This window comes from Atlanticothrix silvestris CENA357, from assembly GCF_016056295.1.
Lineage (GTDB): Bacteria > Cyanobacteriota > Cyanobacteriia > Cyanobacteriales > Nostocaceae > Atlanticothrix > Atlanticothrix silvestris.
This window is the reverse complement of sequence record NZ_JAECZB010000016.1, coordinates 15,376-41,576: the sequence shown is the minus strand read 5'-3', so window position 1 is coordinate 41,576 and position 26,201 is coordinate 15,376. Positions and strand designations below refer to the sequence as shown.

The window sequence follows — 26,201 nt, the reverse complement described above, 5'->3', positions numbered from 1 at the left end:
GCGTAAGCTGTTGCGAGATGGACTCAGTGTCCCAACGCGCCTAAAGGACGCAGCGAACGCCGTCTGCGGGGATTTTGAGACCGATGAGGTAGTCAGCGACGATGTCGTTGATACACGCATTGCCGCCGATGAGGGCTACACCGTGCCGTTCGCCCTCGACGGTCAGCAGGCTCGCGCCGAGCGTCTTGGCAAGGCTGATGCCGCCCTCGTGCGGGGTAGCCGGATCGCGGGTGGCCGACACGACCAAGGTTTTAGGGAGTCCTTTGATGTTCTGGGCATAGGGGTAGCCGAGGGTGGGTTTCACGCGCCAATGCTCACAGAGGTCGCGGGCGTTGACGGGTCGACCGGTGTCTAGGAAGGGCGCAACCTTGAAAATGTCGCGCGTCATTGCGCTCTCCTGCTCGGGCGTGTGGCGTTCCTCGTCGAGGCAGTTAATGGCCACCAGGGACTCGTTGCCATTGCCATAGCTACCGTCGGTATTGCGCTGGGTGCGGATGTCGCTCAAGAACAGCAGGGTTTTACCGCTTCCGGCCTTGAGTTCGGTGATGCCTAGAATCACCGCAGGCCAGCTCACATCGTTATAAAGCCCAGTGATCACGCCCCCAATTGCGGCGGTGTAAGTGACCTTGCGTCCGTCTGCGGTGATGATCGGTTTATCAATCAGTGGCCGCACGAGCTGCTGGAAGGCGGCGGTAGCTTGCTTGGGATCGGTGCCGAGCGGACAAGTCGGGGTTTTAGCACATAAGGCCGCCATGTTGTCGAAGGCACGCTGGAAACCCGCGAACAGGACGAGGTGACGCTCGGTGGTGCCGGTGGTGGGGTCGACCGCGCCGTCGAGCACCATGGCCCGCACGTTCTGCGGGAAGGTTTCGGCGTAGATCGCGCCGAGCCGGGTACCGTAGCTGGCGCCAAAAAAGGAGAGCTTGTCATCGCCGAGCACCGCGCGGAGTACGTCCATGTCGCGGGCGACATCGCGCGTGCCGACGTGAGCCAGCACGTCCTCACCGCCGGAACGCTCGGCGCATTTTTGGTACAACTGACGGGTCTGGTGGTCGGTGTAGTCCTTGCCCCCGGAGTTGATCGGGTTGACCAACAAGTTGGCCTCTCGTTCGGCATCGGTGAAGCAGTCTAGGGCTGGTGTCGAGGCCGCAACCCCGCGTGGGTCGAACCCGATCAGGTCAAACTGCTTGGCGATCGGACTGTCGGCCGACTTATCTGCCACCATGGCCGCGTAGCTCATCCCGGACATGCCGGGGCCGCCTGGGTTGAGCAGCAGGGAGCCGATTCGTTTGCTCGGCTTGCCCTTCGCCGGAACGCGCAGCAGTGCAATCTGCGCGGTTCGCCCGCCGGGGTTCTGGTAGTCGAGCGGCACCTCAAGCCGGGCGCATTTGAAGGTGTCGTTGGCGAAGGCCTTAGCGTCGTCATCCGTGGTGGCGTAGCCCTCGCACGAGCCGAAGGTCAGCTTCTGGTCGTAGAAGCGTTTCAGCTTTGCTGGGATCTTTCCTCCTGGCTCTGACGGGTGCCCGAATGTGGGCTGGCCGCAGGCACTAAGAACCAATATTACCGCCCCAATCATTAGCGAGCTTCGGATGTGGGGCTTGTGAGCAAGCATGGTTCTCTTCTTAGCGGGAACGGTTGGCTCTGAGCCGTGCGTGGATAGGCCACGATCTCGCTTGTGGTTAGAAGAAATGTGAGACATGGGGATAAATTCCTTCGAGCTAGTTGTTGATGGCTTCAGGTATTAACGGGGTCATCAATGACCCCACCAAAGCGCGGACTGTAAATTAGTTTGTTAGGACTTACGCATTGACGGAAATAGAGTGGTGTGAGGCGTTACGCTTCCTCGATTAGTTCGACGTATGTTGATTTGTTTGACGCGATCGCTTCGCTGGCTTCACATCCAGCCCCGTCCAATGAGCGGCAAAAGCCCACATATCCGCCGTTTCCTCAATGATCTTGTCTTGCCGCTTCTAAAATTGCTTTATTGTTCTCTGACATCTGAATCTCTGCTCTGTTCAAAGCAACAAAGTGGTGTGAGTTGTTATGCTGTTGCCCCTCACTGGTTTACTTCTAGGGACTGGTAAACGGCTTACATTGAATCGCCTTCACATTTCGCAGATAGTTCAACTGTGGCTCGAAGTCAGTCGGACAGAAGACATAAACATTGTCCTGAGATCGGCTAATGACTAAACGGTAGCTGGGTGGAATCCCTTCAGAACTTTTGATCGCTTCGATTCTGGGAATCACTTGTGAACTGACTTGAGCCAGGGATGGAAAATTGAACAGTAGCAGTACGCCGAACAGAATTGTGATTGCGATTGTGGTTGTAGTTGTGATTTTGGTTGAAAGAATCTTTCGGTTCATTAGAAATCTTCTGTGGCTTATGGTTGTGTAATGTTCTGTTGTTTCCAGGGAAGCGGCGATCGATAGGGGTTTTCGTGCATATCTAGGACTTCCCAGGTGGTTGGATTGACTCGCCCTGTAACTGGGATTCTGTATCGTCGCTGGAGATCGTGTACCGCAGACGTTGTGATCGCACCAAAGATGCCATCAACGAGCGCCCCTCTTGGATTGCCTAACCTCACACCTGCGGCTCCTAAAAAGCCATTGTCTTGAAGAATGCGCTGCAACAGTCGCACGTTTTCACCGCGATCGCCTTGGCGCAAGGTGGGTAAGGTTAAATCAGTGTATGCAGTTGCGATCAGAATGGGTGATGTTTGTTGTGAAGGAATGCTGTGTGCGATCTGCGCTTCGCAGCAGCGCTTCGCTATCGCTGGGTGAATGAACGAACCTCCGAGCAATCCTATAGCAAGCGTTAGTAATCCAAAAATAGTTCGAGGTTTCATGATTGTCTTCCTGATGAATGGGTTCTACTTAGCATCAATTCGTGTCGGAGTAATTACTCCACCTGCTTGCTCCGATCGGTGTAGAGAATCGCTGTCGCTGATGTGATCACGGAACAATTGCAGTAACGCGGATTTCAATCCGCATCGTTGGCAATCCAAGAGCCGCGACTCCTACCTCTGTCCAAATAGGGGCGTGGTTAGGCATGTAATGGCGATAGAGCCTAACCATCACCTCGTTAACCTCCGGGGGAAATCCGCCAACAGCGAGTCGAAATTGCTACATATTCTGCCCAGCCCTCCGAGCGGATGGAGAGGGCGACAATTTTTGCCCCTGTGGGTGGACCACTACCGTCCTGTGCTGTTTGTTCAACAATGCCAACGACATCCCAGCCAATTGGAGTGCCAAGTGGGTCATTTTGCGATCGCTTAAGTTCGCCCCGATTCATCGAAAATGCCTTGACGCGAATCAAGCACTCGTTAGCCTTCGGAGTAGGAACTTCAGTGTCTTGAAAGGTGAGGTTGCCAACGGCATCTGGTGAACTCACGAGTCTACGCATCGCAATACCCTTGTGTGTAGAGGGTTATAGTTTCATGTTCTAGATAAAAGTGTTTCAATCAACTCACTGTAATATCCACCATCGATCGCTAAGGATTGCCCAGTGATGTAGCTTTCGATATTATCCAATTCAGACATTAATGTTCAGAATTCACTTGCCATGTAATCACAATGATTTCTACAAACCCTAAGACAAATATTAGCCGCGAAAACGCTCCTAAAATGGCTTCCATTGCCCAGTTCTGACTCTGAGCTTCCCAGAGCATCCAAACAATATAGAATCCAATCACCAACCAGGGTAGAATTACCGCTGAATTCCGCCTGCGATAGAAGCGAATCGCTGTCTCACGCCAAAATGGAAAGGTGCTGAGAATACAAGCGATGTAGGACGCTCCTGCACTAATGAACAAGCTTGTTTGAAGACCCGAAGGCAGGTTTGGGTATCCAAGCGCGATCGCACTCAGGCAAACTCCCAGCGCAAGATATAGAAAAGTAAACCAGGTAAATCGTTTCATTTTTTCTCTTTCCGATAAAGCTTATTCTCTCTACCACATCCGCACACATTGAAAGCAATTGATTGTAATGCCCTGACTGATCATCACTGGGTAAACTCCATTACTCTTCAGTCAGCGCCTTCAACAGCGTCTCAGGGCGATCAAAGTTCCCCTCCATCACTTCAACATTCGGGAGTGCAATCTCCTTTGCTCGATCATGGTTACGAACCATTGCGCGGACTTCCACGTTCTGTGCTGTGAGTCGCTTGACAATCTCTGTACCGTTGCTCCCAGTTGCGCCAGTTACTAAAATCTTCCGGTTCATTGGAAACCTCCTGATGGGTGTGTTGTAGTAAGCTTTGACTAAAAAAGCGATGCCTCAATGACTCGAATTAACGTTTTGTACAGGCATATTGCTGTTGGATGGCATTGTTTTTGTACACTTCTAGTGTTCCAGATTGCTGGCTATCTAACGTTCCATCCCAAACCCAGTATTGATAATTACCATTCTGAAACTTGTAAACTCGAACGCCTTCAGTTGCTTGGCTTGTCCCTGTTCCCAAACTCAAATTTCCATGGGAACTGGTTGAGCGATAAAGGAGTTCGCCTGATTGCTTAGTTCTCCAGATATTAACGTTGTATCCGCCTTGGCATTGCAAGTTGAGGAGCAAATTAGCTGTAGAATCGGCTTTTGCAGGCAGGGCGAAATGAGCGATCAGGCTAGTTGCTAAAGCCAGAAGAGTTGTGGAACGAATTAGGAATGCTTTCATGGTGTCTCCTCTAAGTATTTGAGTGGATAGGTTTAGGGTAGAGCAGTCGTAAAATCACGTTATGATTAACGGCATTGATCCGAATGCCCTGTTTGGCGTAGTCGAGAGCCGCCGGTGGCTCCGCCTAGCAAACATGCAGCGTGTCAGCCCCATCACTGCATGTTTGCTAGCAACGTAAGGAGATATGCCCGGAAGCGCAACAAGACCATTTGTTTGTTCTATACAACCCCTAACGATTTCATCGGACATTGACTGCACTCAGAAGCGTGGTTGCTTGAATGATGAAAATTGCCTTTGAAACTGCTTTGCCGACCAACTCCCCTTCTGCGATCGCTTTAATTCGCGATCGCGCTTCAGGACGTTCTTCAGGTCTGAACACCGCATCGGTCAGGTGAGAGGCTTGCATCAAACTAATCAATGCTGTCATCCGAGAATCCAGTCCAATGCCTTCTAACACGGCTGCACGAACTTGCTGGACAATCTCGCGTTGAATGGATTCATCAGTTAGAAAATATCGCTGCGTTGAGAACAGTCCAAGAATGCGTTGCTCTTGTCGTTCTAAAACACCTAAATCGACTAAGTTCTGCAACACAACCGGCTGAAACCATCTGTATCTTCGTCTCCAACGAGTAATCCAGAACCTTGCAGTTCGAGGTCGAGACGATGCCAGAACCTCATTGAGGTGTCGATCTAAGAATTCATCGCCTGTGTTGCCTGCGATCGCACCGATCACACGATTGTCGTTGTCGATCTCAAGTTTGCCTTGCAGTACTAAGTCTAGTAACAAAGAACCGACCAAGCCATATTCGAGCGCCGCGTAGAAAGAGAAGCGAGTTTTCCCAGTTTGGGGATTGAGTGCAAGAAGGATTAAGTCCTGTGAAAGATATTGCATGATGAATTCCTGATTGAGGGAAGCTTATTCTCTGTACCAAACACGCACACATTGAAAGCAATTGATTGCAAGACCCTGACTGATCATCACTGGGTGGAAAGCATTACTGGTCGTCACTCCGTAGATATCATCACTTGTGCCTTCAATCCGGTCGGGTAAGACAACAGTTTCAACATTGATCACCTGTATCGTTGTACTTTCGATCCACTGATTTACAGCATTCACAACCTCAGAGAAAGATTCATACTCGGAAGGTCCGCCGAAGGGTCCCCGTTCAGTAATCCGAGGCGCAAAATCTTTGTACTTAATCATTTGATTCACCATCTAAAATTGCAGAGCTAATTATCTCTTAAAGAAGCGATCGCGGTTTGATTTGTTGGTGGATCGATTCACTGTGATTCCACGATCAACTGCACTAACGGACAGGCTGGTTTGAAGACCCGAAGGCAGGTTTGGGTATCCAAGCGCGATCGCACTCAGACAAACTCCCAGCGCGAGATACAGGAAAGTAAACAAGGTAAATCGTTTCATTTTTTGCAAATAAAGCTCAGCGATAATCTATTCCTGTGTGGCTGACATAACTCAGCCGATGAACAACAATTAGTCCACATGCAGCACAGCCTTACCTGAAAATCTGCGCCCGATCAAATCAGCCGACGTTACGCCTGCTTCACGCCACGAAACTACTCGATCGATGTGCGTTTTGAGCCGCCCCTGCTCAACTAACCTCAGTAGACGAGCCAGCCCAGAACTAGCACTTTCCAGCTCTACTTCGGTGTACAGCGTGAACCCGTAAAGCGTGCGCTGTCCTCCATTCTCGGAATAGAAGTCTGCCAGGGACAGCTTCATCTCGTTGCCGCTGCTACTGCCATAACAAACGCAGGTGCCTCCTTGAGCCAAAAACGCAGTTAGCTTCCCGACCAACTCACCTCCTACTCCATCGACAATCAGTCGATAAGGCGCGAACTGCTTGGCTTCTTGCCCGGTTTCGGTTAGCACCACTTCATCTGCGCCGTAATCTCGCACAAATGCTTTTTGCACTGGCTGACGAATTTGGGCAACGACGCTAGCTCCCATCATCTGAGCAAGCTGCATGGCGAAGAGTCCCACTCCCCCTGTAGCCCCTGTGATCAACACTCGACTTCCTGGTAAACGAGATCCCTTTTCCACTGCATACAGTGCTGTTAACCCCGCGACGGGCAGTGTGGCGGCATCGGTATCTGATATGCTCTGGGGAATAATAGCCAGAAAGCGAGTCGGAATTGCTACATATTCTGCCCAGCCCTCCGAGCGGATGGAGAGGGCAACAATTTTTGTCCCTGTGGGTGGGCCACTACCGTCCTGTGCTGTTTGTTCAACAACGCCAACGACATCCCAGCCAATTGGAGTGCCCAGTGGATCATTTTGCGATCGCTTAAGTTCGCCCCGATTCATCGAAAATGCCTTGACGCGAATCAAGCACTCGTTAGCCTTCGGAGTAGGAACTTCAGTGTCTTGAAAGGTGAGGTTGCCAACGGCATCTGGTGAACTCACGAGTCTACGCATCGCAATATCCTTGTGTGTAGAGGGCTATAGTTTCATGTTCTAGATAGAACTGTTTCAATCAACTCGCTGTATATCCACCATCGATCGCTAAGGGTTGTCCCGTGATATAGCTAGTGGATCGGTTTAGGGTGAAGCAATCGTGAAATCACTTTAGAAAAAAACTTAGACAAATCTTGCAAGCATTAGACTAAGAACAAAGGCAAAAGCATGAACGCTGATATGAGCTAACATTGCAGCCTCTAGCGAATATTGCCAAAAGAGCCAGCCAAATGCGATTCCTGCAATCCCATTCAGTAACAAAGCCCGAATAATCACAACTGGAGTGAGGGGAACGATCGCAGCAGTCGCTGGCAGGTGTAGTAGTCCAAATACCAACGCGGCTAGAACGATCGCACCCTGGTAAATCCCTTGACTGGGCAACGTAATGCCTTGTTTGAAGACTTTCCACGCGATCCAAACAAGCAGCGACATTAAACCCCAGCGCATCAAAATTTCCTCAGTGATGCCGCCATAGAACATTGCTGTGAGCAAATTCAACCAAGTTGGCTCTGTATTATTGGCTGCCTGTAGCGCTTCAGGTAGGACAGGTTGCATCAACCGATCGAGCAACAAGAGAACGATCGCCGCCGCTGCACCCACACCCAAGCTCCACTTGATCTCACCAGCAAAAGATGGAGACTTAGCGGTGTGAAACACCCAATGATCAATCAAATGGGAGTGTAATCCAACGCGATAGACACAGCCAATTCCGATCAGAATGCTGATTGCCAGTAGAACTGTAAGCTGTAGTCCTTGCAAAAGCATTAAAATCCACAGTGGAGGTACTTCTGCCAGTCTTTCTGGAGACAGTTTTGCTAACTGTTGCTCGACCATAGGAATAGACGTGATCGTAACCATCGCAATTCCCACACTGCCCAATACAAATAAAATCCCAAATTGTTTCAAAATTGCCATTGGTTTAATCTCCAGATGATCCGTCCTTTCAGCCCGTGCCAACGAGCACCATGATCGGGATTGTGGGCAGGTTGAAAACGATGTGAACGACGAGACCGGGCCAGATCGAGCCGCTACGACGGAAGACCTCAGCGGTGGCGAGACCAGCCACAATGGCCGCCGGAAAAACAATGTTAATACCGTGCATGAGGGCGAAGATCACGGTGCTGCCCACCACCCCAGCGAACGAGCCATAGCGCAGCAACGCGTTGGTAACGATGCCGCGATAGAGCAGTTCCTCGCCGAGGGGTGAGAAGACGGAGATCAATACTGTGGCCAAAACCAGAGACAGTAACCCGCCGCGACCACCCTCTGCGTAAACATCCTGGACATTGTCCGTGTCCCCGGTGATCTGGATCCAGGCCATGATCGCCAGACCCTTGAGCACGAAAGCGACCAGTCCTACTCCGACGCTAATCAGGAGCCAGCGTCTGGAGGTGCGGCGCACACCGAGGGCGCTCAGGGAACGAACCCGCAGCCGCGCGGCCACCGCGAACGCGATTAGGGTGGCGACACCCGTCCACGCGACCGAGATCAGGCCGTGGACTACAGGGTCAAGACCGAGATTCCTGAACAGCGAGACACCTCCGAACCCTACGATTAAATAGACGACGAGACCAACGACGATCTCGGGCCAGCCTGGACGGGAAACCTTATTGGGTCGAGATGAGGAAGCGGTGGTTTTGCCTGACTCCCGTAGGTAGCTAGAAGGAACTTTAGACATAATGATGAAGTCCTTTGATACATTTGCTGATGGTTGTACGAACTGACGAGATCATCGACGATCCTTCCGATCGCTCTGGGAAAAGAGTTTGGATACCCCGTCGCGTTTGAACACCTTGTAGGCGATCGCCAGAAACACGGGTACTGCAACCAGCACCGCTAGTGCTCCGTAGGTCGCGTGATACTCGCTGATTGTGAACAGAGCGGGTGAGGGCAAGGCACTTCCAGTGATGTTGAACAGGAGTACCCCGCCGATGTTGTTCGCGAAGTGTACGCCGATGGCGAGTTCGGTGGTGCCGTCAATCAACGAGACCACAGTCCACACCAGACCCGGAACGAAGAAGTAGTTGGAAAAGACCGTGAGCCAGCCGCCTGCGGACACCTCCGGGTTAAGGAGGTGCGGCAGGGTGAATATCACGGCTGGCACGATCGCCAGAAAGACGCGGTTGCTCCAGATGAGGCTCGCACCCTGCACAACGTATCCGCGAAAGAAAAGCTCCTCAGTGGTCGTCTGAATCGCGGTAAGAACCAGCGCCAGCGGCACGAAGAGTGCGAGGGTTAAGAGGTCGGAGTTAAAGGAGAAGGTATCCGGGTAAAACAGATACTGCCCCAGCCCACCGATCAGGCAGTACGGCACGAACCACGCCACGAATCCATGACCGACCCGATGCCAGTTTATCCGCTCCTGCGCCGTGACGAGTGTTCGGGGGTGGCGGCGGTGGACGAGGGAGACAGCGATAAGGATTCCCGCGAGGAAGAACAGGAAACTCGCCATGACAAACAGGTAGTATTCCACGGGACTGAGCACCGAGGGGTCAGCCTGGCCACCGAGCGCGAACGCGACGAGTACGCTGGCACCACTACCGACAACCAACCACGCAAAGAGGATGATCACCAGTCCCAGAACATACCGCCACCCCCGATACTTACCCCACCGGGCAGCCTCCACATAAGTTGCGTCTTTCACGTCCGTTCCAATTCCCTGCTTTCCTTTGGTTGCTTTGATTCTCATTTTTGTCTCCTTTGCCCGTGCGTGTATGTAGCACTTGGATCGGGTTGAGCATTGCCGTTGCAATTGCTTTTAAGGTTCGACGGGATCACCGATGACTCCACCCGTAGCCACGCGCACGGCTTCAGCCATGCGTTCGATCGGGTTGCCGAGAGAGGCGCGATCGGCTCCTGCCATCAGGGCGGCACAGACATCTTCACTGATGACGCGCACGACTGCGGTAGTCGCCGCCGCGTGCAGCCGCACCTCGAGATCGTCCGTCGGTCGGCGCAGGCGGTCTGCGATGATTTCGACCAGTTCACGCTCGATCCGATCGTTAGTCATCAGCAAAGCCGCACGTAGATCCGGCTCTTTTTCGCCCAGCACCGTCATCTTGATCACGGCATCGTCATAGGCTCGCTGCTCGGGATCTTTGGGTCGGTTCGTCGCCCACTCAACGAGGTGATCTTCGAGGGAAACCTGCCGAGGCCAGCGGCGCAACACCGCCACAAACTCCTCGACATCCTGCGCCAAGACAGGTTCAGCACAGCTTTCCTTATTACGGAAATACCGCCAGAGGGTACGCACCGAGATTCCGACTGCGTTTGCGATTTGCTCACCGCTCGTGGCGGCGACACCCTGTTCCCAGAACAATCGTGCCGCCTCCCGCGAAATCTCCAGACGTATTCGCTGTTGCCGCTGCTTACTCATCCCCCCTGATTTGCGATCGCTCGTCTTGTCGCTGTCATCATCACTCCTCATTGCCGTCTGTTCTTCCAATACCTGTCATTAAATGACATTTTGGCATTAAATGTCATACCTCGCAAGAGGTAGCTTTGCCGACAGCGTTGTTGAACTTCGGACTGATGCTTCTGTGCGAAATGGTGATGAGGTCACCGGATGCAGATCACCTCTGTCCGTGACCAACAACCTATATTCGTTCTAGTGCAGAGGGTTTGTTAGCTGGTTTTTGTTGCATCGAACACGGAACTTTATGAGTTCAACGTCTTCTCAATACGGCGATCGGGAATGAGCCACAGGACTGCAACCAGAACGTACAATGCACAGGCAAGCCAAGGGGTTGCAAAAGCAAGTGGAATTGTAACTGCATAAATCAATACCGATAACTTGCCTTTAAAATCCCGACCCAGAGCGTTCGCAAGTGTGGAACCTTGACCGTGGTGAAAAATAAGTGTGCGGGTCAGAGTGAAGTAGGCGATCGCAGCCAGCAATAGAACCACACCATAAAGCGCCACAGGCAACGCAGCAAAGTGATTTTCACCCATCCATGCGGTGACAAAGGGAAATAATGATAACCAGAACAACAAATGTAGGTTTGCCCACAAAGTTGAACCATTCACTTGTCGGACTGCTTGAAACAGGTGATGGTGATTGTTCCAGTAGATACCAATATGCACGAAACTCAACACATAGCTTAGAAAGGTTGGAATCAGCAGACGTAGCGCAGCTAAATCTGACTCATGAGGTATTTTCAACTCCAGTACCATAATGGTGATGATAATAGCAATTACCCCATCACTGAATGCTTCTAACCTACCTTTAACCATTTTTGGGTATGCTCCTTGTCTGCTTCAGCAATTTGCAATTTGTTAGCCTTACACAGTTGGGGAACGCTCCAAGGCTACTCGATCCCAATGTCCTAAGTTGGCTGCTGCTTCATAGGTGCTTTGGAGAAAAGCAAGGAGCATTGCATCTGGATCGTCAGCTTGTCTCACTGCTTCATAGGGTAGGATAAACTCTTGCATCTCTGAGCTGTAAAAAGCTTCTCTGGGTTGGATCGGGTAATCACGGAAACCTTCCGGCGTAGGGTAAGCATAAGCGTAAAAAACAGGCTCCACAATTGACCCACCCCCTGGCCAAAAGCCGCAACTACTAACTTCGTGTGAATAGGCTTCGCGCGTGACCCAATCTGCCATATTTGGAACCCCACCGGGATGTTCTGGCGCACGACGACCAGAGAAACGGGTCACAGCCAAGTCAAAGCTGCCCCAAAAGAAATGCACAGGGCTGGATTTACCAGTAAACTGTGAACGGAAGACGGTCATGATGCGATCGACTTGCACAAGAATTTGCCAGAATCGTTGTGCATATTCTGGATCGTAAGCTGCGTGTTGATAGTCCTGATCGAACGGGATGGGTTCTGACACTTCTTGCGGCATCGCCCAGATTCGGACTTCGATGCCGATGTCGCTCAAGGTAGTCAGCACCATTTGGTAAAAATCTGCAACAGAGCGAGGAGCCAGTGCAATTCTTTTAGCAATGCCGTCGCTAGTGTCAATTTGTAGTTGATGGTCGAGAAAATCAAAGCTAATTTGAAAATTACGAGTTCCGCAGGGGATTGAAGCGGTTGTTAGTCCACGCGGTGTGACATAAAGAGTAGATTGCCACCAGTGATTAAGTTTAGGTGCCAGTGCCAACCGGATTTTACCGATGACTTGCGTCCATAAATGGAGAGTTGCATAGGTATCCTGCCAAGCTGCTAAGGGCAAACTGGGCCAAATGCTGTCAATGGAAGTACTTTGATTAAAAACAGCCATGAAAATCACCCACATGAGGAGAACATGTTGAAGAAATGAGAAGGAAATCTAGATGAAATCAGAATCGCTATCAATAGTCTTTTCCCTGTTCATCTGCAAAACACCATAACCACTGCTCCCCCAATTCAGCCGAACTAACCACTGCATGATTGGTTGCTTCATAATGACGACGAGCATGTTGATGGTTAGAAGAATCGCAGCACAGCATTTTGCCACAGGTTTGGCAAATCCGGAGGTGTACCCAACGGCTATTTATTTTAATGCACTCTTCACAACGAAATACGGGATAGGCTGCTTTAGAAATCAGGTTTTCCAAAGTTAGATTGTTGAGATGTTGGCAGGTCATAGTTTTTGGGTATCCCTGGTAGGAGACAACGGTGAACAGAATGATTGAGGCTGATGTGAAACCTGAAATTAGGGGCGTGTCCTTCTCCTCAGTGTAGTTGCCGAATCACTCCATTGCCGCTTGTGCAAAATTCACGGGACAATTGCAGTAACGCGAATTTCAATCCGCATCGCTGGCAGTCCAAGCGCCGCGACTCCTACCTGTGTCCAAATGGGGGCGTGATTGGGCATGTAATTGCGATAGAGCCTGACCATCACCTCGTTAACCTCCGGGGGAAACCCGCCAACATGGTAAGAATTAACGTGGACAACATCCTCCCAACTCGCACCAGCAGTCGCCAAGGTTCGCTCTACGTTCCGAAACGCCTGAACAATTTCATCTGCGATCGCTTCGGGAATTTGCAGATCGTCATCCCAGCCGCCTTGTCCGGATATCTCCACTTGATCGCCAATTTTTACCGCTTGCGAGTAGTGCAATCTACTCAGCATGTATTCCCCATAACCAGGGGTGACAAAAAACTCTGGCTTTTTCATGGTGTTCCTATTGATGAAAAGCTTGCTCTAACATTTAGTTGTTATGACTAGCACGTTCGATCAGTGCGTTTGAAGGCAAGCTCGGATTGAGTACCTTGCGCGCACTGTCAGCCCCTACAACGGGCAGTGTACCCAGATCGAGCATGTCGAGTTGAACCAATACACTTGCCTGATCCCAGTAGAGGTGTTCGTGGGCTAGCTTGCCATCACGGAACTGGACAATCGCTACCACTGCTACTTCAACCCGTTTCCCGGTCGGAGCAACGCCAGGTAGCATCCAGTCCATCTGAATCGTATGCGTGAACTTCGCCAGCATTTCATCGACGAGTCGATCCGTCCCAACCGTGCGCGAAATCGGAACTAGCTCGATATCTGGCGGAATCTGGGGAATGAAGTCTTTGGAGTAAAACTCACCCACTGCTGCTTTTCCAACTCCTCCAGTCATCACCGGAATGTGATTCACATAAGCGTCCTCAACCATCGTAGCGAGAGCATCTTCAGTGCTGTGAGTCCCAAACTCGTGCCCGATATGCTCTTCCCAGACCGCTTGCAGGGCTTCCTGAGTGGGTGTCAGGCTTGGAGTTGCCTGTACTGCCTGTTTGTCTGCTGTTTGCTCTTTGACCATGTTGAATTCTCCTAAGTTCTATCTAAACTGTATTGATTCAATGCTTGACTTTTTTCAGATTCTTACGAGTTGCGCGTCTATCCGACACATCACACCCAGGGTGCCTGTCCGCTGGATGCGGTGAGTCCAAGACGCTACGCGATGGTGATGGAAAGTACGGATTGCGGACTCGTCAGCAGTAGTGGTGGTTTGATCTGTTTGTGAATTCATAGTTTTGAGCGATTGGATTAGAGTGATGCGGTTGCCTCAATTTCAGGTGCATAAATCGTTTCGTCTTCTTTGCGCCAAGCTGGATCAACTAGACAAACGAAAGCAATGGGTTTGTCGCCGTAGTTGTGAAGGAACTGGATTGCATTTGGAGGAATGTAAACTGCATCGCCGGGTTCAATGCGACAAACTTCACTATCGATCGACATTTCTCCAACACCGCTAATGATGTAATAAACCTCAGAAGTCTTTAGAGAATGGGGAATCGAAGTTTTGCCAACAGGCAAGATCGCATACGCCAAACTGTAACGCAAGTTGATGTCTTGTTTGTCAGGATGAAGCAGTTCGCGCAGAACAGTTCCATCTCCAGCGATGATTTCTTCACAGTCGTTTAGTTTTTGGATCAGCATAAGTTTAGGCTTGCAATTACACAATTGGAGCAAGTTCAAAATCTGTAAATTTTGGAGGAGAAATTTGCCTGTTTCACGCGCCGTTGAATTACGTACTGATGGGGCGAAATCCCCATCGTTCGCTTAAACAAACTTGCACAGTAAGTCGGGCTGATGTTAACTACACTTGCCAGTTCGGCTAAGGATAAATCACGATTCAGATGAGCATGAATGTAATCGATCGCCTGCTGCAATTGGCTGTAAGTTAAGCTTTTATTCTCAGGCATGATAATTTGTACGACCTCAGAATAGTGGCGTAACAGATGAATCACTAACGCTTGAGACGGAGACAGTATTTTATCTTTTTCAAAATACTGTCTCCTGTTTTACTGGTTGCTTCCGTAGAGGAAACCTCAAGTATTAGTGTCCACCTGAGGTCACTGGAGCGGTTGTTGCAAGGAGCTGAAGTTCCCATGCAAGGGCTACCGCACTAGCACCGCCATGCTCAAGAACAATCTCTGATACATCCGCAGATGTTTCTGTGCGTGCCCAGTCACGTTGCCACTCAAAAAGTACAGCCATCCAGTTGATTGGAACTGCACCAGCCTGAACCATCCGGCGAACCGCCATGTCATGAGCTTCCGCAGTAACACCGCCCGAAGCATCGGTAACGATGAATACGTCATAACCTTCACCCAGCGCCTGGATTGCTGGCATTGCGAGACAGACCTCGGTCCAAAGCGCAGCAAGTATAAGTTGCTTGCGGCCACTTTTCTTCACTACATCTGTAACGTTTGGCTCTTCCCAGGTATTGATGGAAGTGCGGTTGATCGGTTTTTGATCAGGAAAAACATCCTGTAGTCCCTTAATGATATGACCCCCTCTTTCTTCCATGACATTGGTAAGGATTGTGGGTACGTTAAACACCTTTGCCGATTTAGCAAGACCAATAACATTGTTAATGATCATCGTAGGTTCATGGCTGTTCAGGTTGGTGAACTGGTAAGGCTGGTGGTCAATCAGTACCAGGATGCTATCTTCTGGACGAAGCAGTCCTTCCAGTCCGATTTTTGGATTTTTAGACATCGCTATAAGTCTCCATTCAATGTTTACTTTTCAGACACGCCCTAGCGTGTGAGTCTGACTCAACGGGGTGAATCACACAGTTTTTTCACATTCTTCGCGCCACAGACTGGACAGAACCAATCTTCAAGCAGATCCTCAAAAGCTGTTCCCAAAGCAATTCCAGACTGTGGTTAAACGGGTTAAATACTGTCAGAAATCAGCAACATCATCACATCTGCATGAGCTAACACGACATCGGGGTGGCGTTGAAGCGCCGTATTATACTTCATGGCAAACTCATCGCCCGATTCATCGGGACTGAGCAGTGTCCGAATGTCACTGTCGATCGCTTCAATTGCCTCTGATGTAACAGGTTCATCGGTATGAAGCAACTCATCGATTTGGATAATCAATTCTGAGAGTCGATGCAACCAGACAAACTGCTCATGACTAATCACCAGTTGTAGCAATTCACCTTTAGAAACTTGCCCTCGAACTTGCTCATAGGTAAGACGCTCAGTCTCTAGTAAAAGCTTGTGCAGATGCAGTAGCTTGATTCGTAACTCACTCAAGCGTTGACGTTGACTAATTTGATATTGAGATGTGTTAAGCATCAATCCGTCCCATCCTTCCTTCCTGGTAGTCGTCGATCGCCTGGGCAATTTCAGCTTCAGTGTTCATGACAAATGGACCGTAGCGCACGACTGGTTCGTTAAGGGGGACACCTGCAATCAGCAAAAGATCTAGAGGACGCTGAGCATCAGCAGGGTTGGAGATCGCCACATCTTCTCCATCTTGAGAAAAGAGCACCATCTGCCCATCATCACCAGGCGCTGGCTCTGTCCCAAACAACCCAGACCCCTCCAGTACATAGGCAAAGGCGTTGTACTCTTTGGGTACAGGCTGGATTATCGTTGCCCCTGGTTGCAGGGTGAAGTGGAGGTAAATTATCGGTGTGCGCGTCTGAATTACGGCTTTTGCCCCTAACGCTTCTCCCGCAATCACCCGCACCGTCACAGACCTATCTTCGGTTTGAGCTACCGGAATGTGAGCCGCTGGAATTTCCTGATAGCGGGGTGGCATCATTTTGTGTCGTTGTGGCAGATTGACCCATAGTTGAATGCCGTGGAGCCGTCCACCAGTTTGGGTAAACATTGACTCCGGCATCTCGGAATGCACGACCCCGGCACCTGCTGTCATCCACTGGACATCACCTGGATTTAGTAGCCCGGCGTGCCCCGCAGAATCTTTGTGTTCTAACCGTCCATCCAAGACATAGCTGACGATTTCAAAGCCCCGGTGCGGATGATCGGGTGCACCTTTTGCCTGACCCGGCTTTAGATTAATCGGCCCCAACTCGTCGAGGAGGAGAAACGGGTCAAATTCAGAGAAGCTACTTTTGGGAAAGGGACGACGGACAAGAAATCCGCCTCCTTCGAGTGTTTCAACGCTGTTGATGACTCCGGCAATGGTTCGAGATGTTTGAGTAGGGACAGTCATAGAATTGCCTCTTCAGAACTAGATAAATAGATGGATCAATCGTCTGCTGTCCATTCACATTAGATCAGACAGAGCGAAGCAGCTTCAGCACCTCTTCCGCTGCGGGTTCCGAAGAGGCAGGGTTCTGTCCAGTTACCAGTTTGCCGTCCACTTGGACGTAGGGAGTCCAGTTGACAGCCTTGCTGTAGATACCTCCTCGTTCCTTTAACCAGTCTTCCAACAGGAAAGGTACGACCGCTGTTAAGCCCACCGCTTCTTCTTCTGCATTCGTGAACCCGGTCACCCACTTGCCTTTAATCAGATACTCGCCGTCCTTTCCCCGCACATTAACCAATGCGATCGGGGCATGACACACCGCACCGACTGGCTTGTCGGCTTTCACAAAGGCTTCGATCAGCGCGATCGATGTCGCGTTGTCGGGCATATCCCACATCGGGCCATGTCCACCGGGGTAGAAAACTGCGTCGAAATCGTCTGCGGACACGTCGGCTAGCTTTTTCGTGTTGGCAAGTTCAGCCTGTGCAGCGGTGTCGGTGCGGAAGCGCTTCGTTAATTCGGTTTGGTTTTCGGGTAGATCGCTTTTTGGATCGAGCGGCGGCTGACCGCCCTTCGGTGAGGCTAGCGTGATCTCCGCTCCGGCATCCTTCAGCACGTAATAGGGAGCGGCGAACTCTTCCAGCCAAAAACCAGTTTTCTTTCCGGTGTCGCCGAGTTGGTCATGAGACGTGAGAACCATGAGAATTTTCATCGCAAATCTCCTTCTGTTTGAGAACCGATCTTGAAACGCCAGCATATCGCCACTCCACGACCTGATTCATTCGCTGCTTGCACCGCCGAGATGAATCGTAGAGTTTTTTCACAAGTCAGAAATGCGGCAGCTCACTGATTATTTTTGCTGAAGAAAGTCCAGTAACAGGGGATTGACCCGATCGGCATGAGTCCAGTTGATGGCGTGCGGCCCGCCAGGAACGATCGCAAGTTGACTGTTTTTAATCAGCTTTGGCAGTCTGGCGGCGGTGGACTCAAGCGGCAAAATGCGATCGCTATCTCCATGAATAATCAGAGTCGGCACATCAATCCGGGGCAAATCATCACGAAAATCAGTCAGCCAGGAAGGTACACAATCTAAAGTTGCTTTAGCAGAAGCCCCTGCTGCCACATTCCAACTTGCTTGAATTGCTTCATTGCTGATGCGATCGCCCAACAACACATCGACATTGAAAAACTCTTTGAAGAACGCAGAGAAATAGGCTGGACGGTCTTCAATGATCGCTTTCATAATGCCATCGAAAACGCTTTGGTCAACGCCTTCTGGATTGTCGTTCGTCTTTAACAGAAAGGGTGGAACAGGAGCCATTAGCACCGCTTTCTGCACCCGCTCTGAGCCATACTTGCCAAGATAGCGCGTGACTTCGCCGGTTCCCATTGAGAAGCCAACCAACACGGTATTTTGCAAGTCAAGTTTGGTGATCAGCGCGTTCAAATCGGCTGCAAAAGTATCGTAGTCATAGCCAAAGGAAGGTTGGCTAGAAGCGCCAAATCCTCGGCGATCGTAGGTAATTACTCGATATCCTGCGTTCAGTAAAACTAAAACCTGCTTCTCCCAGGAATGTCCGTTCAATGGAAATCCATGAATCAGAACAACGGGTTGTCCTGTTCCCAGATCTTCGTAGTAGAGATCGATGTTTGCAGAGTTTTCTTGACCAACAGTAATGTAAGGCATGAGAGGTTTCTCCTTTGTAAATCAATGGTGTGTTTTTGTCTGTTGCATCGCAATTGTTATGCAGCGATCGAGCACCGTCTTAACAAGGTTCTGTCGCAAAAACTATTGTGAAGAAGTAGACATCGGAGGGCAAGGAGGGCAGTTTGAGCCTGCTTACTTTACCACTAATCAGTTTTTGCGCCACAACCCGGGTTGCCACGTCGAGAAGGTTTCAAGATGTGCCCAGTAAGCATCCAGTCCGATGTGAGTAAAGATGAGGGCTGCTACAAGTAACACAATTGCTCCAATTGTTCGTAAAAGCCGATTTTTTCTGAAATAAAGCGTTGGTGCAGAAAACACTCCGCCTAAGCCAACCAAAATGAACGCAATTCCTACCCGCAAAGGCGTCGGTGTTAACCCTAAGTTGATGAAGCGAACGCCAATGAGAAGTGATACTAGACCTGCAAAAAATCCATAAATACTTATGGTGAGCAGATCCCAACCCATTGCCAGAGCTAGAGAAGTCCCAATAAATAGAATGCCAAACAGGACACTTGTTTCACCATAGGCAATATTGAAACTACCAATCACAGGCCAGGTAAACGTCATGTGTAAGCCAGTGACTAACGCGATCGCGCCAACCATACCAAAGCCTGGAACCCAGCGTTTCTGATTGGATTCATCAAGACCAAAGTACACATAGGTTGCTAGCAAAACAAGTCCAGCTACCAGATTCATGAGCATGAGTGTAATGTAGTCGATAAACATTTAGATCTCCTGCAAGTGTTTGATGCCAGAAATATTCATGTTGTAGAAATCTGAGAAACAGATGTTGTGTTGTTCTCATTCTTCGTTTATCTTATTTAAAGCACTGAAGTTTACCGATCTCATCTACAAGTCAGAGGCAGCTTTCATGTGCTTAAATCTGGGTTCAAGACGTAATCAAATGCGTTCCCACACCAGCTCAAACACTATCTCCACACCATCGTTTAGGACTGGCGAAGTCCTCAGTGTTACCTGATTTTCGTTTAGAGTAAAGGTGCGAACCAACGTTGTACTCACTCGATTCGGAATGGATGCAATTTCAATGTGATGAGTTACAGTGTTGCCACTCAAGGTATAAGTTCCTGCATAAGCATTGAATGTTGTGAATGCTTGAGCAAGTTCTTCAGCCGGTAGAGATTGCATCTCTGGACTCAACGGCGATCGCACTTCCTGACTCAACGATGGGCGATCGCTCCTAGAAAACATCACCATCATGTGACCATCTGATGTGTAAGTGATGTAGCCAACCGGATGAGTTCCATATACGTCTGGAGTCACCGTTCCATCAGCGTAAATGGCAGTTGCAGAAATTAACTTCCAAATGCCAATTAGCGGATTGTTCTGGATTGATGGTGTAGACATAATGTGCAACCGTTGCTTTATAATTTTCTGCTAGAGAGTAGCGGGTTTCAACACAAAATCAAACTCAGACGTGTAAAACGGTTTACTTTGATTGTGTGCCTTGAGTTCCTCTGGTGCTTCGTGCTTTTGCAATTGAACGATCGCCGATCGCACTGCAAAGGTTGTATCTGAATCCAGGTGAGGATCGCCAGCAATAAAAATTTGGGTTGTTAGTGGAGTGTACTCCGGAGCACTGAGTTTGAAATGGATGTGAGCCGCCCGCCAGGGATGCCGTCCCAAGAGTCCCAGCAACTCGCCACATGGACCACTGCTTGGCACTTTGTAACCTAGTGGCACGACGGTTTCAAACCTATACTTTCCACTCTCGTTCGTTTTGAAGCGTCCGCGAAAACTCCCCAACGGCTGAGATGGCTCTTGGACATCATATAACCCTTTGGAGTTGGGTTGCCAAACATCAATCAGAGCATTGGCGATCGGTTGACCGTTCAAATCTAAAACCCTACCTGACAGGAAAAGCGAATCTCCTTCTGTATCAATACCCAAGCGATCGCCCATCTGCCTTTCTGGTGCATTCGGCACATACAATGGCCCTTCTAAATTGCTTTCTGTACTGCGATGGGCATCGTGCAGCAATTCTACCAACTCTGAGATCCCTAGTAGATCCGTCAACACATGGATCTCTCCAGTGGGAATCTCTTGAGTGTGATGACTTGCCTGGTTGAGAAAATTACGTCCCTGCTGCAATTCTGATTCAGTCAGATTCACCTCACGCACAAAGTCATGCAAATGTCGAACCAAGCTCGTGTAAATTTCATAGAGTCGCGGGTGAGATTTGCCGCGATCGCCATGATTAATGACGGCTTCAGTGATAGTGTCAAGTGTGATTTTCTGCACATCAAACTCCTTTTTAGTTACGTGATTAATGATGGTTGTTTTACGGCGACTATCTTGGCAGGGGCTTCCATGTCGAAAAGTCCGCAAGATGCGCCCAGTAGGCAGTCAATCCGATATAAGCAAAGATGAGAGCTGCCACACTTAACACAATTGCTCCAATAGTTCGCAAGAGCCGGGTTGATTTGAGAGAGAGGGTTGGTACAGAAAAAATTCCTCCTAAGCCAACGAGAATGAACCCAATTCCTGACAGCAAAGGAAGTTGTGTTATTCCTAGGTTTATGATGCGAAAGCCAATTAGAAGCGATACCAGTCCTGCAAAGAATCCATAAATGCCCAGGGTAAATAATTCCCAACCCATTGCCAGAGTTAGGGAAGTTCCTACAAACAAAATGCCAAACAGAACAGTTGTTTCACCAAAGGCAACATTGAAACTACCAATAATGGGCCAGGTAAAAGTCATGTGTAAGCCAGTGACTAAAGCGATCGCGCCGACTACACCAAAGCCTGGAATCCAGCGTTTCTGATTTGAACTACTAAGACCAAAATATACATAGGCAGCTAACAGAGCGAGTCCAGCCGATAGATTAATCAGCATGAGTGTAAGGTAATCGATAAACATTAGACCTCCTGCAAATGTTCGGTTTTGTCACCGTTCAAGCTCCTGAATATGATTGGATAGGAAACGAATGACTCAACAGAGGATGGTAGACATTCGCCAGATCGCTATCTGCCGAGATCGCCATTATGCAGTACTTCACCAAGTCATACGGCGGAGCACAACCGAAGGTTATATCCTTCTCTAAACTCAACCGCAGCACCTCTCCTTGTCCTGCGATAAAGCCTTTGTTGGAAATGTAAATATCACCATCAGAACCGATTTCTAGACCTGTCGGATTAATTAGCTCATCATCCGCGATCGTGGTGCGAGTTTTACCATCTGGAGACACATAAATCAGGGCACCTGCGTCACTTCCATTCAAGATTCCATCAGCATCATATTCCAGGACATACAGACCGCCAAATTTATCAAAGGCTAGATCGGCGATATGCGTAAATCCCCCTGCATAGACTTCCGGTTGACCTTCAGCATTGATGCGATAAACTTGTGCAGTTTCTGCTTGAAAAGGAAACCCAGTCAATTCACCAACATAGAGAGCGTTATCAGGGCCAACGGTAACTGAGGTGGGGACAGGCTGCCGCACCACGGCTTCACCTGTGAGTGGATCAGTCGTGGTACGAGTTGGAAAGACGGTTTCTAAAGTCGGTTCGCCACCAAAGGCTCGCTGAAAGAGCAAAGCATTGGCACCTGCATCTACGACATAGGCTATATTATCTGCAATCAGCAAGTCATAGAGGTTTGTGTCTACGTTTTGCCCATCAGGGTTGTTATTTTGTTCATAAGCACCAAAATCGCTCAATCTTGTCCAGGAAGCACCACCATCAAAGTTATCGATCGCGAGCAACTGGCTAAAATCAGGAACTTGTAGAAGGTTATCTCGATTAGCTGGATTACTAGCAAGACCAACGATCGCATAGGCGTTTCCATAGGCATCAAACTCAATGTCATTCACACCTGCTGCATCCGATCCATCGGGTAATGCCAGCGATGGTAGTCCAGTTACGACTCGTTTTACAACACCGTTTTGAATCCGGGTAATTGCACCTGTTGCACCATAGAATAGAGACGCGCCCGGTTGAGTTGGAGATGGAATACTGGCACCTGTCCCCCCTCGTCCTGCTTCGGCAACATAAAGTGCCCCATCAGGGCCAAAGTTCAGCTTACGTGGACTATCCAGACCGGATGCCAGCACTTCAATTCGCGATATCTGTGGCGTTTTTACTATTGCAGACATAATTCTTAACGAAGTTATAAGTATTTCAGGAAGCAACTTGTCCAATTTCTCCTTCCAAAACCTGTCCAAAACCTTCTTCAAGTCACAGCAAGCATCCATTGCGTATCATCGCTTCAGAACGACAAGAAGCCTTCATAGTTGCCTGAGCGCGATCGCCGCGTTTGCCACCTCTAAGATGGCTTTAATTCTGCTTCGGTAGCCAGCGCGGTACGCACACCAGCATCGAGATTCATACGGTCTATAACGACCCAAGCTCAGCGACCCGGCCCTCGGTGACAGCGTGGATTGCAACCGGAGCGCGAGAGCCGGGTTTGCTGCTGCGCCTTGTTAGGCAGCAAAATCACCGCGCACCCCGGCTGACGCGACGAAACCAGGCCCCACTTGCTGCTCCTGCTAAAGCGATTGTGGAGTAAGCCGCTAAAATAGCGACTCCAACAGGAATTAACGGACCGCCGGGCAGAAAACAAAGCATATACGTCAGTTGACCAAGAATAATACCGGCATAGTGCGACCAAACATGTTTAGGCCGAGCAAGTCCAACGATAAGGCCAACAAGAAGAAGTGCTGCGGAATAATAAAAACCTTTCGCATCCCACGGTTCGACCTGCCCGGATAAAAATGGTGACAAGAACCAGACCATTGCGCCGCCCACAAACGAGAACAAAAAATTTATCGCTAACTCTCTTTTCATTCTTCACCCTCGCTGCCTAACGACCAAGCTCACCGGACGCAGATAACCTTGAAAACTCAACCGACCAATTTGTAGCGTTCCGGTGCAACGCATGGTCAGGCGTCGTAGGCTGCTATTACACCTCGAACTCCGGCTGGTTCGGAGCGATTTTGATGGTCCAAGTCCCCTTCTGGCTGAAAGTGCGAGCGGTCGCGAAAGTATCCTCCATGAACTGAAAGTACACGATCTTCCCGTTGCGCACCTTTGCGTGAATCGAGAACGGTGAGGTCACCGCCTTGCTCAGCGAGACCGAGCGGTACGTGAACCTGCCGAACACAGCAACGTTTTCGCCTTCACTGAAGAGGGCGGTAACGGCGAAGTCCTCGATCGTCCACCATTTCTCAACCCGGGAGAACGTATCGATGAACGCTTGAGGACCTTTGGAGGTTCCCGTCCAAGGCAAGATTTGCTTCAGTTCAGGGTTGTCGAAATTCAGGGAAATGTATGTTGCGTCCTCCGCGACGAGCCGACGGGCAGCCGCCTCGACCTTTTCGGTTGCCGTATTTGCCAGAAACTCTTTGATCACTTCGGTCGGTTGGGTACTCATGGTAACGATTCCTTTCTTTAGTTTTGTGGTGGTGAGGTAAAAGACACTTTGGACATCATCAACTCCTAAGTTCTCTTTGTCTTAGTTCACTTGAGTGTAGTCATTTCCAACACTCAACTTCTTGCAGATTCTTATGGAGTTTCCTATGGAATTAGCGAACCGATTTCAGTGTTGCTTTAGTGAGTCGCTTGAAGTTCTGTGTCAAACATTTCGCACTGCCTTTCAACTACTGCGCTACATACCCGCCATCTACCATCAACGTTTCACCTGTTACGAATGATGCCAGGTCAGATGATAAAAACAGAACTGCATTTGCAACTTCAAGCGGTGTTCCAATTCGTCCGATCGGGTGGAGTCCTGTTATGTAAGCTTTGACCTCATCCTGCCCACCTGTAGCTGCTTCAAACATATCTGTTTCGATTGCTGCTGGTGCAACGACATTGATGCGAATCCCCGCTTTGGCATATTGGAGCGCGGCGGCTTTTGTTAAGCCTACTATTGCATGTTTACTCGCGGTGTAGAGGGATTGGGTAGGAACTGCAACGACTCCAGCCCCAGATGATGTATTTACGATCGCACCACTTCCCTGTTTCAACATCTGAGCAATTTCATATTTCATCGACAACCAAACGCCTTTGACATTGACGTTCATCGTGCGATCGTATTCCGCTTCTGTTTGCTCAATCAATGAGGAATTTTCGCCGACAGTTCCTGCATTATTAAAGGCAATGTCTAAGCGACCAAAAACGCTAACCGCTTTATCAACCATTGCTTTAACATCGGCTTCTTTCGTGACATCTGCTTGCACAAAAATCGCCTCTCCGTCAGCTTCTTTGATCAATCGAACCGTTTCTTCACCTTCATCCATTCGACGACCCACCACCACCACCTTTGCTTGTTGTTGGGCATAAGCGATCGCAGTTGCTCTGCCAATTCCTGATGTTCCCCCAGTAACTAAAGCCACTTTATCTTGCAGTATCATCTGTTTCTCCTGTTTCAATCAAGATTGGCCTTCAGCACACAATCAAACTCCGATCCGTTTAGCAATTACCAACGCCGTAAAGCTGGTCTAATTTTCTGTAAACTTCAGCACAATTTTGCCCCGTGTTCCTCCCTGCTCTAGACGCTGATGTGCCAGAGCGACCTGATCCCAAGACAATACTGAATCAATCACTGGGCGAAGCTGATGACGCTCGATGAGTTTTGTCAAAGCCTCTAATTTTGCTCGGTACTGGGGTGAAAAAACAAAATGAATCGTCAGATTCTTACCCCATGCTTTAAGAAGCGATTGCGGTATTGCAATGTCTACAATGCTTATAAGCCTACCAAAGGGACGAATGATTTCTAGACTACGCCCAATTGTTTCTTTGCCGATCGTATCTAGAACTAAATCCACACCCAGTCCATTTGTTTCTTGACGAATGACTTCTACGTAATCTTCATTTTTGTAATCAATCACCCGATCTGCGCCCAGTTCTGTCACGAAATCTCGGTTTCTAGAACTACACGTCGCAAAAACGTATGCCCCTATCGCTTTGGCGAGTTGAACTGCGATCGAACCCACTCCACCCGAACCCGCATGGATGAGAACTGTTTCACCAACTTGTAGATTGCCCCTAGTCACTAGACAATCCCAAGCAGTTCCCCCTGCAAGCGGAAAAGAAGCTGCTTCAATGTGCGATAGATTTGCAGGCTTCAATGCAACAATCGCTGCATCAGCCACATGATACTGAGCGTAGCTACCGAATTCTCCAAAAATTTGCGGCGAGTAATACACGTTGTCTCCCACCTTGAAATCAGTCACAGCTTCGCCAATTGCCTCAATCACCCCTGAAACATCGACTCCAAGGATGGCGGGTAATCGAACCAGTTCCTTGTAATCACCACGACGAGTTTGGTAATCGATCGGGTTAATTGAGGTTGCACAAACTCTGACTAACACCTGATTCGCCTTCAGTGTTGGTATGGGAACAGTTTGAATTTCAAACTTATCAGCATCACCAAACGCATTTAATACAGCTGCTTTCATAGATTCCAT

At 49.5% G+C, this 26,201-nt stretch carries 39 protein-coding genes; all 39 read right to left on the bottom strand.

Annotated features, from left to right (window positions below; genetic code table 11):
• Nucleotides 1–40 precede the first annotated feature (40 nt).
• Complete coding sequence (locus I8751_RS09465) at nucleotides 41–1,612, bottom strand: alpha/beta hydrolase (RefSeq protein ID WP_225894060.1); 1,572 nt, start codon at nucleotides 1,610–1,612, stop codon at nucleotides 41–43.
• Between the two features lie 458 nt (nucleotides 1,613–2,070).
• Entirely contained in the window at nucleotides 2,071–2,364 is a 294-nt protein-coding gene (locus I8751_RS09460; RefSeq protein WP_214438915.1) for a hypothetical protein, read from the bottom strand.
• A 17-nt stretch (nucleotides 2,365–2,381) separates the two neighbouring features.
• Complete coding sequence (locus I8751_RS09455) at nucleotides 2,382–2,846, bottom strand: peptidoglycan-binding domain-containing protein (RefSeq protein WP_214438914.1); 465 nt, start codon at nucleotides 2,844–2,846, stop codon at nucleotides 2,382–2,384.
• A 106-nt stretch (nucleotides 2,847–2,952) separates the two neighbouring features.
• Nucleotides 2,953–3,051, bottom strand: a complete 99-nt coding sequence (locus tag I8751_RS29525) for a RidA family protein (RefSeq protein ID WP_263973489.1) — start codon at nucleotides 3,049–3,051, stop codon at nucleotides 2,953–2,955.
• Between the two features lie 31 nt (nucleotides 3,052–3,082).
• Nucleotides 3,083–3,403, bottom strand: a complete 321-nt coding sequence (locus I8751_RS09450) for an alcohol dehydrogenase catalytic domain-containing protein (RefSeq protein WP_214438913.1) — start codon at nucleotides 3,401–3,403, stop codon at nucleotides 3,083–3,085.
• Nucleotides 3,404–3,435: 32 nt separating this feature from the next.
• A complete protein-coding gene (locus I8751_RS09445; RefSeq protein ID WP_214438912.1) occupies nucleotides 3,436–3,540 on the bottom strand; it encodes an SDR family oxidoreductase in 105 nt (34 codons plus the stop codon).
• A complete protein-coding gene (locus tag I8751_RS09440; RefSeq protein ID WP_214438911.1) occupies nucleotides 3,540–3,917 on the bottom strand; it encodes a hypothetical protein in 378 nt (125 codons plus the stop codon). Before I8751_RS09440 ends, I8751_RS09445 begins: the two co-directional genes overlap by 1 nt.
• Nucleotides 3,918–4,017: 100 nt before the next feature.
• A complete protein-coding gene (locus I8751_RS09435; protein WP_214438910.1) occupies nucleotides 4,018–4,221 on the bottom strand; it encodes an SDR family oxidoreductase in 204 nt (67 codons plus the stop codon).
• Nucleotides 4,222–4,288: 67 nt separating this feature from the next.
• The gene (locus I8751_RS09430; RefSeq protein WP_214438909.1) at nucleotides 4,289–4,666 is read right to left on the bottom strand and encodes a hypothetical protein; all 378 of its coding nucleotides are present in this window, start codon (nucleotides 4,664–4,666) and stop codon (nucleotides 4,289–4,291) included.
• Between the two features lie 238 nt (nucleotides 4,667–4,904).
• Complete coding sequence (locus tag I8751_RS09425) at nucleotides 4,905–5,558, bottom strand: GOLPH3/VPS74 family protein (RefSeq protein WP_214438908.1); 654 nt, start codon at nucleotides 5,556–5,558, stop codon at nucleotides 4,905–4,907.
• A gap of 24 nt (nucleotides 5,559–5,582) precedes the next feature.
• Nucleotides 5,583–5,882: a hypothetical protein gene (locus I8751_RS09420; protein ID WP_225894059.1), complete on the bottom strand. Its 300-nt coding sequence runs from the start codon at nucleotides 5,880–5,882 to the stop codon at nucleotides 5,583–5,585.
• 276 nt (nucleotides 5,883–6,158) lie between these two features.
• Complete coding sequence (locus I8751_RS09415) at nucleotides 6,159–7,103, bottom strand: zinc-binding dehydrogenase (RefSeq protein WP_214438907.1); 945 nt, start codon at nucleotides 7,101–7,103, stop codon at nucleotides 6,159–6,161.
• A 162-nt stretch (nucleotides 7,104–7,265) separates the two neighbouring features.
• The gene (locus I8751_RS09410; protein WP_214438906.1) at nucleotides 7,266–8,057 is read right to left on the bottom strand and encodes a CPBP family intramembrane glutamic endopeptidase; all 792 of its coding nucleotides are present in this window, start codon (nucleotides 8,055–8,057) and stop codon (nucleotides 7,266–7,268) included.
• Nucleotides 8,058–8,085: 28 nt separating this feature from the next.
• On the bottom strand, nucleotides 8,086–8,820 hold the full coding sequence (locus I8751_RS09405; protein ID WP_214438905.1) for a CPBP family intramembrane glutamic endopeptidase: 735 nt from the start codon (nucleotides 8,818–8,820) through the stop codon (nucleotides 8,086–8,088).
• A 51-nt stretch (nucleotides 8,821–8,871) separates the two neighbouring features.
• Nucleotides 8,872–9,831, bottom strand: coding sequence for a CPBP family intramembrane glutamic endopeptidase (locus I8751_RS09400; protein WP_214438904.1), 960 nt, complete (start codon nucleotides 9,829–9,831; stop codon nucleotides 8,872–8,874).
• A gap of 69 nt (nucleotides 9,832–9,900) precedes the next feature.
• On the bottom strand, nucleotides 9,901–10,587 hold the full coding sequence (locus I8751_RS09395; RefSeq protein WP_225894058.1) for a TetR/AcrR family transcriptional regulator: 687 nt from the start codon (nucleotides 10,585–10,587) through the stop codon (nucleotides 9,901–9,903).
• A 212-nt stretch (nucleotides 10,588–10,799) separates the two neighbouring features.
• Nucleotides 10,800–11,375, bottom strand: a complete 576-nt coding sequence (locus tag I8751_RS09390) for a TMEM175 family protein (protein ID WP_214438903.1) — start codon at nucleotides 11,373–11,375, stop codon at nucleotides 10,800–10,802.
• Between the two features lie 48 nt (nucleotides 11,376–11,423).
• A complete protein-coding gene (locus I8751_RS09385) occupies nucleotides 11,424–12,365 on the bottom strand; it encodes a DUF5996 family protein (protein WP_214438902.1) in 942 nt (313 codons plus the stop codon).
• 70 nt (nucleotides 12,366–12,435) lie between these two features.
• On the bottom strand, nucleotides 12,436–12,711 hold the full coding sequence (locus I8751_RS09380) for a UBP-type zinc finger domain-containing protein (RefSeq protein ID WP_214438901.1): 276 nt from the start codon (nucleotides 12,709–12,711) through the stop codon (nucleotides 12,436–12,438).
• A gap of 131 nt (nucleotides 12,712–12,842) precedes the next feature.
• Nucleotides 12,843–13,244 carry a RidA family protein gene (locus I8751_RS09375; RefSeq protein WP_214438900.1) on the bottom strand — a complete coding sequence of 134 codons (402 nt, stop codon included), beginning with the start codon at nucleotides 13,242–13,244 and terminating at the stop codon, nucleotides 12,843–12,845.
• A 34-nt stretch (nucleotides 13,245–13,278) separates the two neighbouring features.
• Nucleotides 13,279–13,869 carry an ester cyclase gene (locus I8751_RS09370; RefSeq protein ID WP_214438899.1) on the bottom strand — a complete coding sequence of 197 codons (591 nt, stop codon included), beginning with the start codon at nucleotides 13,867–13,869 and terminating at the stop codon, nucleotides 13,279–13,281.
• 54 nt (nucleotides 13,870–13,923) lie between these two features.
• Nucleotides 13,924–14,079: a hypothetical protein gene (locus I8751_RS09365; RefSeq protein ID WP_214438898.1), complete on the bottom strand. Its 156-nt coding sequence runs from the start codon at nucleotides 14,077–14,079 to the stop codon at nucleotides 13,924–13,926.
• A 17-nt stretch (nucleotides 14,080–14,096) separates the two neighbouring features.
• The gene (locus I8751_RS09360) at nucleotides 14,097–14,486 is read right to left on the bottom strand and encodes a cupin domain-containing protein (RefSeq protein ID WP_214438897.1); all 390 of its coding nucleotides are present in this window, start codon (nucleotides 14,484–14,486) and stop codon (nucleotides 14,097–14,099) included.
• A 35-nt stretch (nucleotides 14,487–14,521) separates the two neighbouring features.
• Nucleotides 14,522–14,752: an AraC family transcriptional regulator gene (locus I8751_RS09355; protein WP_214438896.1), complete on the bottom strand. Its 231-nt coding sequence runs from the start codon at nucleotides 14,750–14,752 to the stop codon at nucleotides 14,522–14,524.
• 133 nt (nucleotides 14,753–14,885) lie between these two features.
• Nucleotides 14,886–15,551 carry a hydrolase gene (locus I8751_RS09350; RefSeq protein ID WP_214438895.1) on the bottom strand — a complete coding sequence of 222 codons (666 nt, stop codon included), beginning with the start codon at nucleotides 15,549–15,551 and terminating at the stop codon, nucleotides 14,886–14,888.
• A gap of 59 nt (nucleotides 15,552–15,610) precedes the next feature.
• A complete protein-coding gene (locus tag I8751_RS30375) occupies nucleotides 15,611–15,709 on the bottom strand; it encodes a rubredoxin (protein WP_404800426.1) in 99 nt (32 codons plus the stop codon).
• A gap of 21 nt (nucleotides 15,710–15,730) precedes the next feature.
• On the bottom strand, nucleotides 15,731–16,144 hold the full coding sequence (locus I8751_RS09340; protein WP_214438893.1) for a hypothetical protein: 414 nt from the start codon (nucleotides 16,142–16,144) through the stop codon (nucleotides 15,731–15,733).
• The gene (locus I8751_RS09335; RefSeq protein ID WP_214438892.1) at nucleotides 16,137–17,030 is read right to left on the bottom strand and encodes a pirin family protein; all 894 of its coding nucleotides are present in this window, start codon (nucleotides 17,028–17,030) and stop codon (nucleotides 16,137–16,139) included. Before I8751_RS09335 ends, I8751_RS09340 begins: the two co-directional genes overlap by 8 nt.
• A gap of 64 nt (nucleotides 17,031–17,094) precedes the next feature.
• Entirely contained in the window at nucleotides 17,095–17,778 is a 684-nt protein-coding gene (locus tag I8751_RS09330; RefSeq protein WP_214438891.1) for a type 1 glutamine amidotransferase domain-containing protein, read from the bottom strand.
• Between the two features lie 138 nt (nucleotides 17,779–17,916).
• On the bottom strand, nucleotides 17,917–18,753 hold the full coding sequence (locus I8751_RS09325) for an alpha/beta fold hydrolase (RefSeq protein ID WP_214438890.1): 837 nt from the start codon (nucleotides 18,751–18,753) through the stop codon (nucleotides 17,917–17,919).
• Nucleotides 18,754–18,921: 168 nt separating this feature from the next.
• The gene (locus tag I8751_RS09320) at nucleotides 18,922–19,500 is read right to left on the bottom strand and encodes a DUF981 family protein (RefSeq protein WP_214438889.1); all 579 of its coding nucleotides are present in this window, start codon (nucleotides 19,498–19,500) and stop codon (nucleotides 18,922–18,924) included.
• A gap of 174 nt (nucleotides 19,501–19,674) precedes the next feature.
• On the bottom strand, nucleotides 19,675–20,139 hold the full coding sequence (locus I8751_RS09315; RefSeq protein ID WP_214438888.1) for a lipocalin-like domain-containing protein: 465 nt from the start codon (nucleotides 20,137–20,139) through the stop codon (nucleotides 19,675–19,677).
• Nucleotides 20,140–20,169: 30 nt separating this feature from the next.
• On the bottom strand, nucleotides 20,170–21,033 hold the full coding sequence (locus I8751_RS09310; protein WP_214438887.1) for a dioxygenase family protein: 864 nt from the start codon (nucleotides 21,031–21,033) through the stop codon (nucleotides 20,170–20,172).
• Between the two features lie 49 nt (nucleotides 21,034–21,082).
• Complete coding sequence (locus tag I8751_RS09305) at nucleotides 21,083–21,652, bottom strand: DUF981 family protein (RefSeq protein WP_214438886.1); 570 nt, start codon at nucleotides 21,650–21,652, stop codon at nucleotides 21,083–21,085.
• Nucleotides 21,653–21,686: 34 nt separating this feature from the next.
• Nucleotides 21,687–22,886: a ScyD/ScyE family protein gene (locus tag I8751_RS09300; protein WP_225894056.1), complete on the bottom strand. Its 1,200-nt coding sequence runs from the start codon at nucleotides 22,884–22,886 to the stop codon at nucleotides 21,687–21,689.
• A 340-nt stretch (nucleotides 22,887–23,226) separates the two neighbouring features.
• Nucleotides 23,227–23,577, bottom strand: coding sequence for a hypothetical protein (locus I8751_RS09295; protein WP_214438884.1), 351 nt, complete (start codon nucleotides 23,575–23,577; stop codon nucleotides 23,227–23,229).
• Between the two features lie 115 nt (nucleotides 23,578–23,692).
• A complete protein-coding gene (locus I8751_RS09290) occupies nucleotides 23,693–24,163 on the bottom strand; it encodes a nuclear transport factor 2 family protein (RefSeq protein ID WP_214438883.1) in 471 nt (156 codons plus the stop codon).
• A 226-nt stretch (nucleotides 24,164–24,389) separates the two neighbouring features.
• Nucleotides 24,390–25,145, bottom strand: a complete 756-nt coding sequence (locus I8751_RS09285) for an SDR family oxidoreductase (RefSeq protein ID WP_214438882.1) — start codon at nucleotides 25,143–25,145, stop codon at nucleotides 24,390–24,392.
• An 87-nt stretch (nucleotides 25,146–25,232) separates the two neighbouring features.
• Nucleotides 25,233–26,201 carry a zinc-dependent alcohol dehydrogenase family protein gene (locus I8751_RS09280; protein ID WP_214438881.1) on the bottom strand — a complete coding sequence of 323 codons (969 nt, stop codon included), beginning with the start codon at nucleotides 26,199–26,201 and terminating at the stop codon, nucleotides 25,233–25,235.

Bases quoted from the DNA above. Each gene is read 5' to 3' on its own strand.
- I8751_RS09465 (WP_225894060.1), bottom strand. From the start codon at position 1,612: ATGCTTGCTCACAAGCCCCACATCCGAAGCTCGCTAATGATTGGGGCG.
- I8751_RS09460 (WP_214438915.1), bottom strand. From the start codon at position 2,364: ATGAACCGAAAGATTCTTTCAACCAAAATCACAACTACAACCACAATC.
- I8751_RS09455 (WP_214438914.1), bottom strand. From the start codon at position 2,846: ATGAAACCTCGAACTATTTTTGGATTACTAACGCTTGCTATAGGATTG.
- I8751_RS29525 (WP_263973489.1), bottom strand. From the start codon at position 3,051: ATGCCTAACCACGCCCCTATTTGGACAGAGGTAGGAGTCGCGGCTCTT.
- I8751_RS09450 (WP_214438913.1), bottom strand. From the start codon at position 3,403: ATGCGTAGACTCGTGAGTTCACCAGATGCCGTTGGCAACCTCACCTTT.
- I8751_RS09445 (WP_214438912.1), bottom strand. From the start codon at position 3,540: ATGTCTGAATTGGATAATATCGAAAGCTACATCACTGGGCAATCCTTA.
- I8751_RS09440 (WP_214438911.1), bottom strand. From the start codon at position 3,917: ATGAAACGATTTACCTGGTTTACTTTTCTATATCTTGCGCTGGGAGTT.
- I8751_RS09435 (WP_214438910.1), bottom strand. From the start codon at position 4,221: ATGAACCGGAAGATTTTAGTAACTGGCGCAACTGGGAGCAACGGTACA.
- I8751_RS09430 (WP_214438909.1), bottom strand. From the start codon at position 4,666: ATGAAAGCATTCCTAATTCGTTCCACAACTCTTCTGGCTTTAGCAACT.
- I8751_RS09425 (WP_214438908.1), bottom strand. From the start codon at position 5,558: ATGCAATATCTTTCACAGGACTTAATCCTTCTTGCACTCAATCCCCAA.
- I8751_RS09420 (WP_225894059.1), bottom strand. From the start codon at position 5,882: ATGGTGAATCAAATGATTAAGTACAAAGATTTTGCGCCTCGGATTACT.
- I8751_RS09415 (WP_214438907.1), bottom strand. From the start codon at position 7,103: ATGCGTAGACTCGTGAGTTCACCAGATGCCGTTGGCAACCTCACCTTT.
- I8751_RS09410 (WP_214438906.1), bottom strand. From the start codon at position 8,057: ATGGCAATTTTGAAACAATTTGGGATTTTATTTGTATTGGGCAGTGTG.
- I8751_RS09405 (WP_214438905.1), bottom strand. From the start codon at position 8,820: ATGTCTAAAGTTCCTTCTAGCTACCTACGGGAGTCAGGCAAAACCACC.
- I8751_RS09400 (WP_214438904.1), bottom strand. From the start codon at position 9,831: ATGAGAATCAAAGCAACCAAAGGAAAGCAGGGAATTGGAACGGACGTG.
- I8751_RS09390 (WP_214438903.1), bottom strand. From the start codon at position 11,375: ATGGTTAAAGGTAGGTTAGAAGCATTCAGTGATGGGGTAATTGCTATT.
- I8751_RS09385 (WP_214438902.1), bottom strand. From the start codon at position 12,365: ATGGCTGTTTTTAATCAAAGTACTTCCATTGACAGCATTTGGCCCAGT.
- I8751_RS09380 (WP_214438901.1), bottom strand. From the start codon at position 12,711: ATGACCTGCCAACATCTCAACAATCTAACTTTGGAAAACCTGATTTCT.
- I8751_RS09375 (WP_214438900.1), bottom strand. From the start codon at position 13,244: ATGAAAAAGCCAGAGTTTTTTGTCACCCCTGGTTATGGGGAATACATG.
- I8751_RS09370 (WP_214438899.1), bottom strand. From the start codon at position 13,869: ATGGTCAAAGAGCAAACAGCAGACAAACAGGCAGTACAGGCAACTCCA.
- I8751_RS09365 (WP_214438898.1), bottom strand. From the start codon at position 14,079: ATGAATTCACAAACAGATCAAACCACCACTACTGCTGACGAGTCCGCA.
- I8751_RS09360 (WP_214438897.1), bottom strand. From the start codon at position 14,486: ATGCTGATCCAAAAACTAAACGACTGTGAAGAAATCATCGCTGGAGAT.
- I8751_RS09355 (WP_214438896.1), bottom strand. From the start codon at position 14,752: ATGCCTGAGAATAAAAGCTTAACTTACAGCCAATTGCAGCAGGCGATC.
- I8751_RS09350 (WP_214438895.1), bottom strand. From the start codon at position 15,551: ATGTCTAAAAATCCAAAAATCGGACTGGAAGGACTGCTTCGTCCAGAA.
- I8751_RS09340 (WP_214438893.1), bottom strand. From the start codon at position 16,144: ATGCTTAACACATCTCAATATCAAATTAGTCAACGTCAACGCTTGAGT.
- I8751_RS09335 (WP_214438892.1), bottom strand. From the start codon at position 17,030: ATGACTGTCCCTACTCAAACATCTCGAACCATTGCCGGAGTCATCAAC.
- I8751_RS09330 (WP_214438891.1), bottom strand. From the start codon at position 17,778: ATGAAAATTCTCATGGTTCTCACGTCTCATGACCAACTCGGCGACACC.
- I8751_RS09325 (WP_214438890.1), bottom strand. From the start codon at position 18,753: ATGCCTTACATTACTGTTGGTCAAGAAAACTCTGCAAACATCGATCTC.
- I8751_RS09320 (WP_214438889.1), bottom strand. From the start codon at position 19,500: ATGTTTATCGACTACATTACACTCATGCTCATGAATCTGGTAGCTGGA.
- I8751_RS09315 (WP_214438888.1), bottom strand. From the start codon at position 20,139: ATGTCTACACCATCAATCCAGAACAATCCGCTAATTGGCATTTGGAAG.
- I8751_RS09305 (WP_214438886.1), bottom strand. From the start codon at position 21,652: ATGTTTATCGATTACCTTACACTCATGCTGATTAATCTATCGGCTGGA.
- I8751_RS09300 (WP_225894056.1), bottom strand. From the start codon at position 22,886: ATGTCTGCAATAGTAAAAACGCCACAGATATCGCGAATTGAAGTGCTG.
- I8751_RS09295 (WP_214438884.1), bottom strand. From the start codon at position 23,577: ATGAAAAGAGAGTTAGCGATAAATTTTTTGTTCTCGTTTGTGGGCGGC.
- I8751_RS09290 (WP_214438883.1), bottom strand. From the start codon at position 24,163: ATGAGTACCCAACCGACCGAAGTGATCAAAGAGTTTCTGGCAAATACG.
- I8751_RS09285 (WP_214438882.1), bottom strand. From the start codon at position 25,145: ATGATACTGCAAGATAAAGTGGCTTTAGTTACTGGGGGAACATCAGGA.
- I8751_RS09280 (WP_214438881.1), bottom strand. From the start codon at position 26,201: ATGGAATCTATGAAAGCAGCTGTATTAAATGCGTTTGGTGATGCTGAT.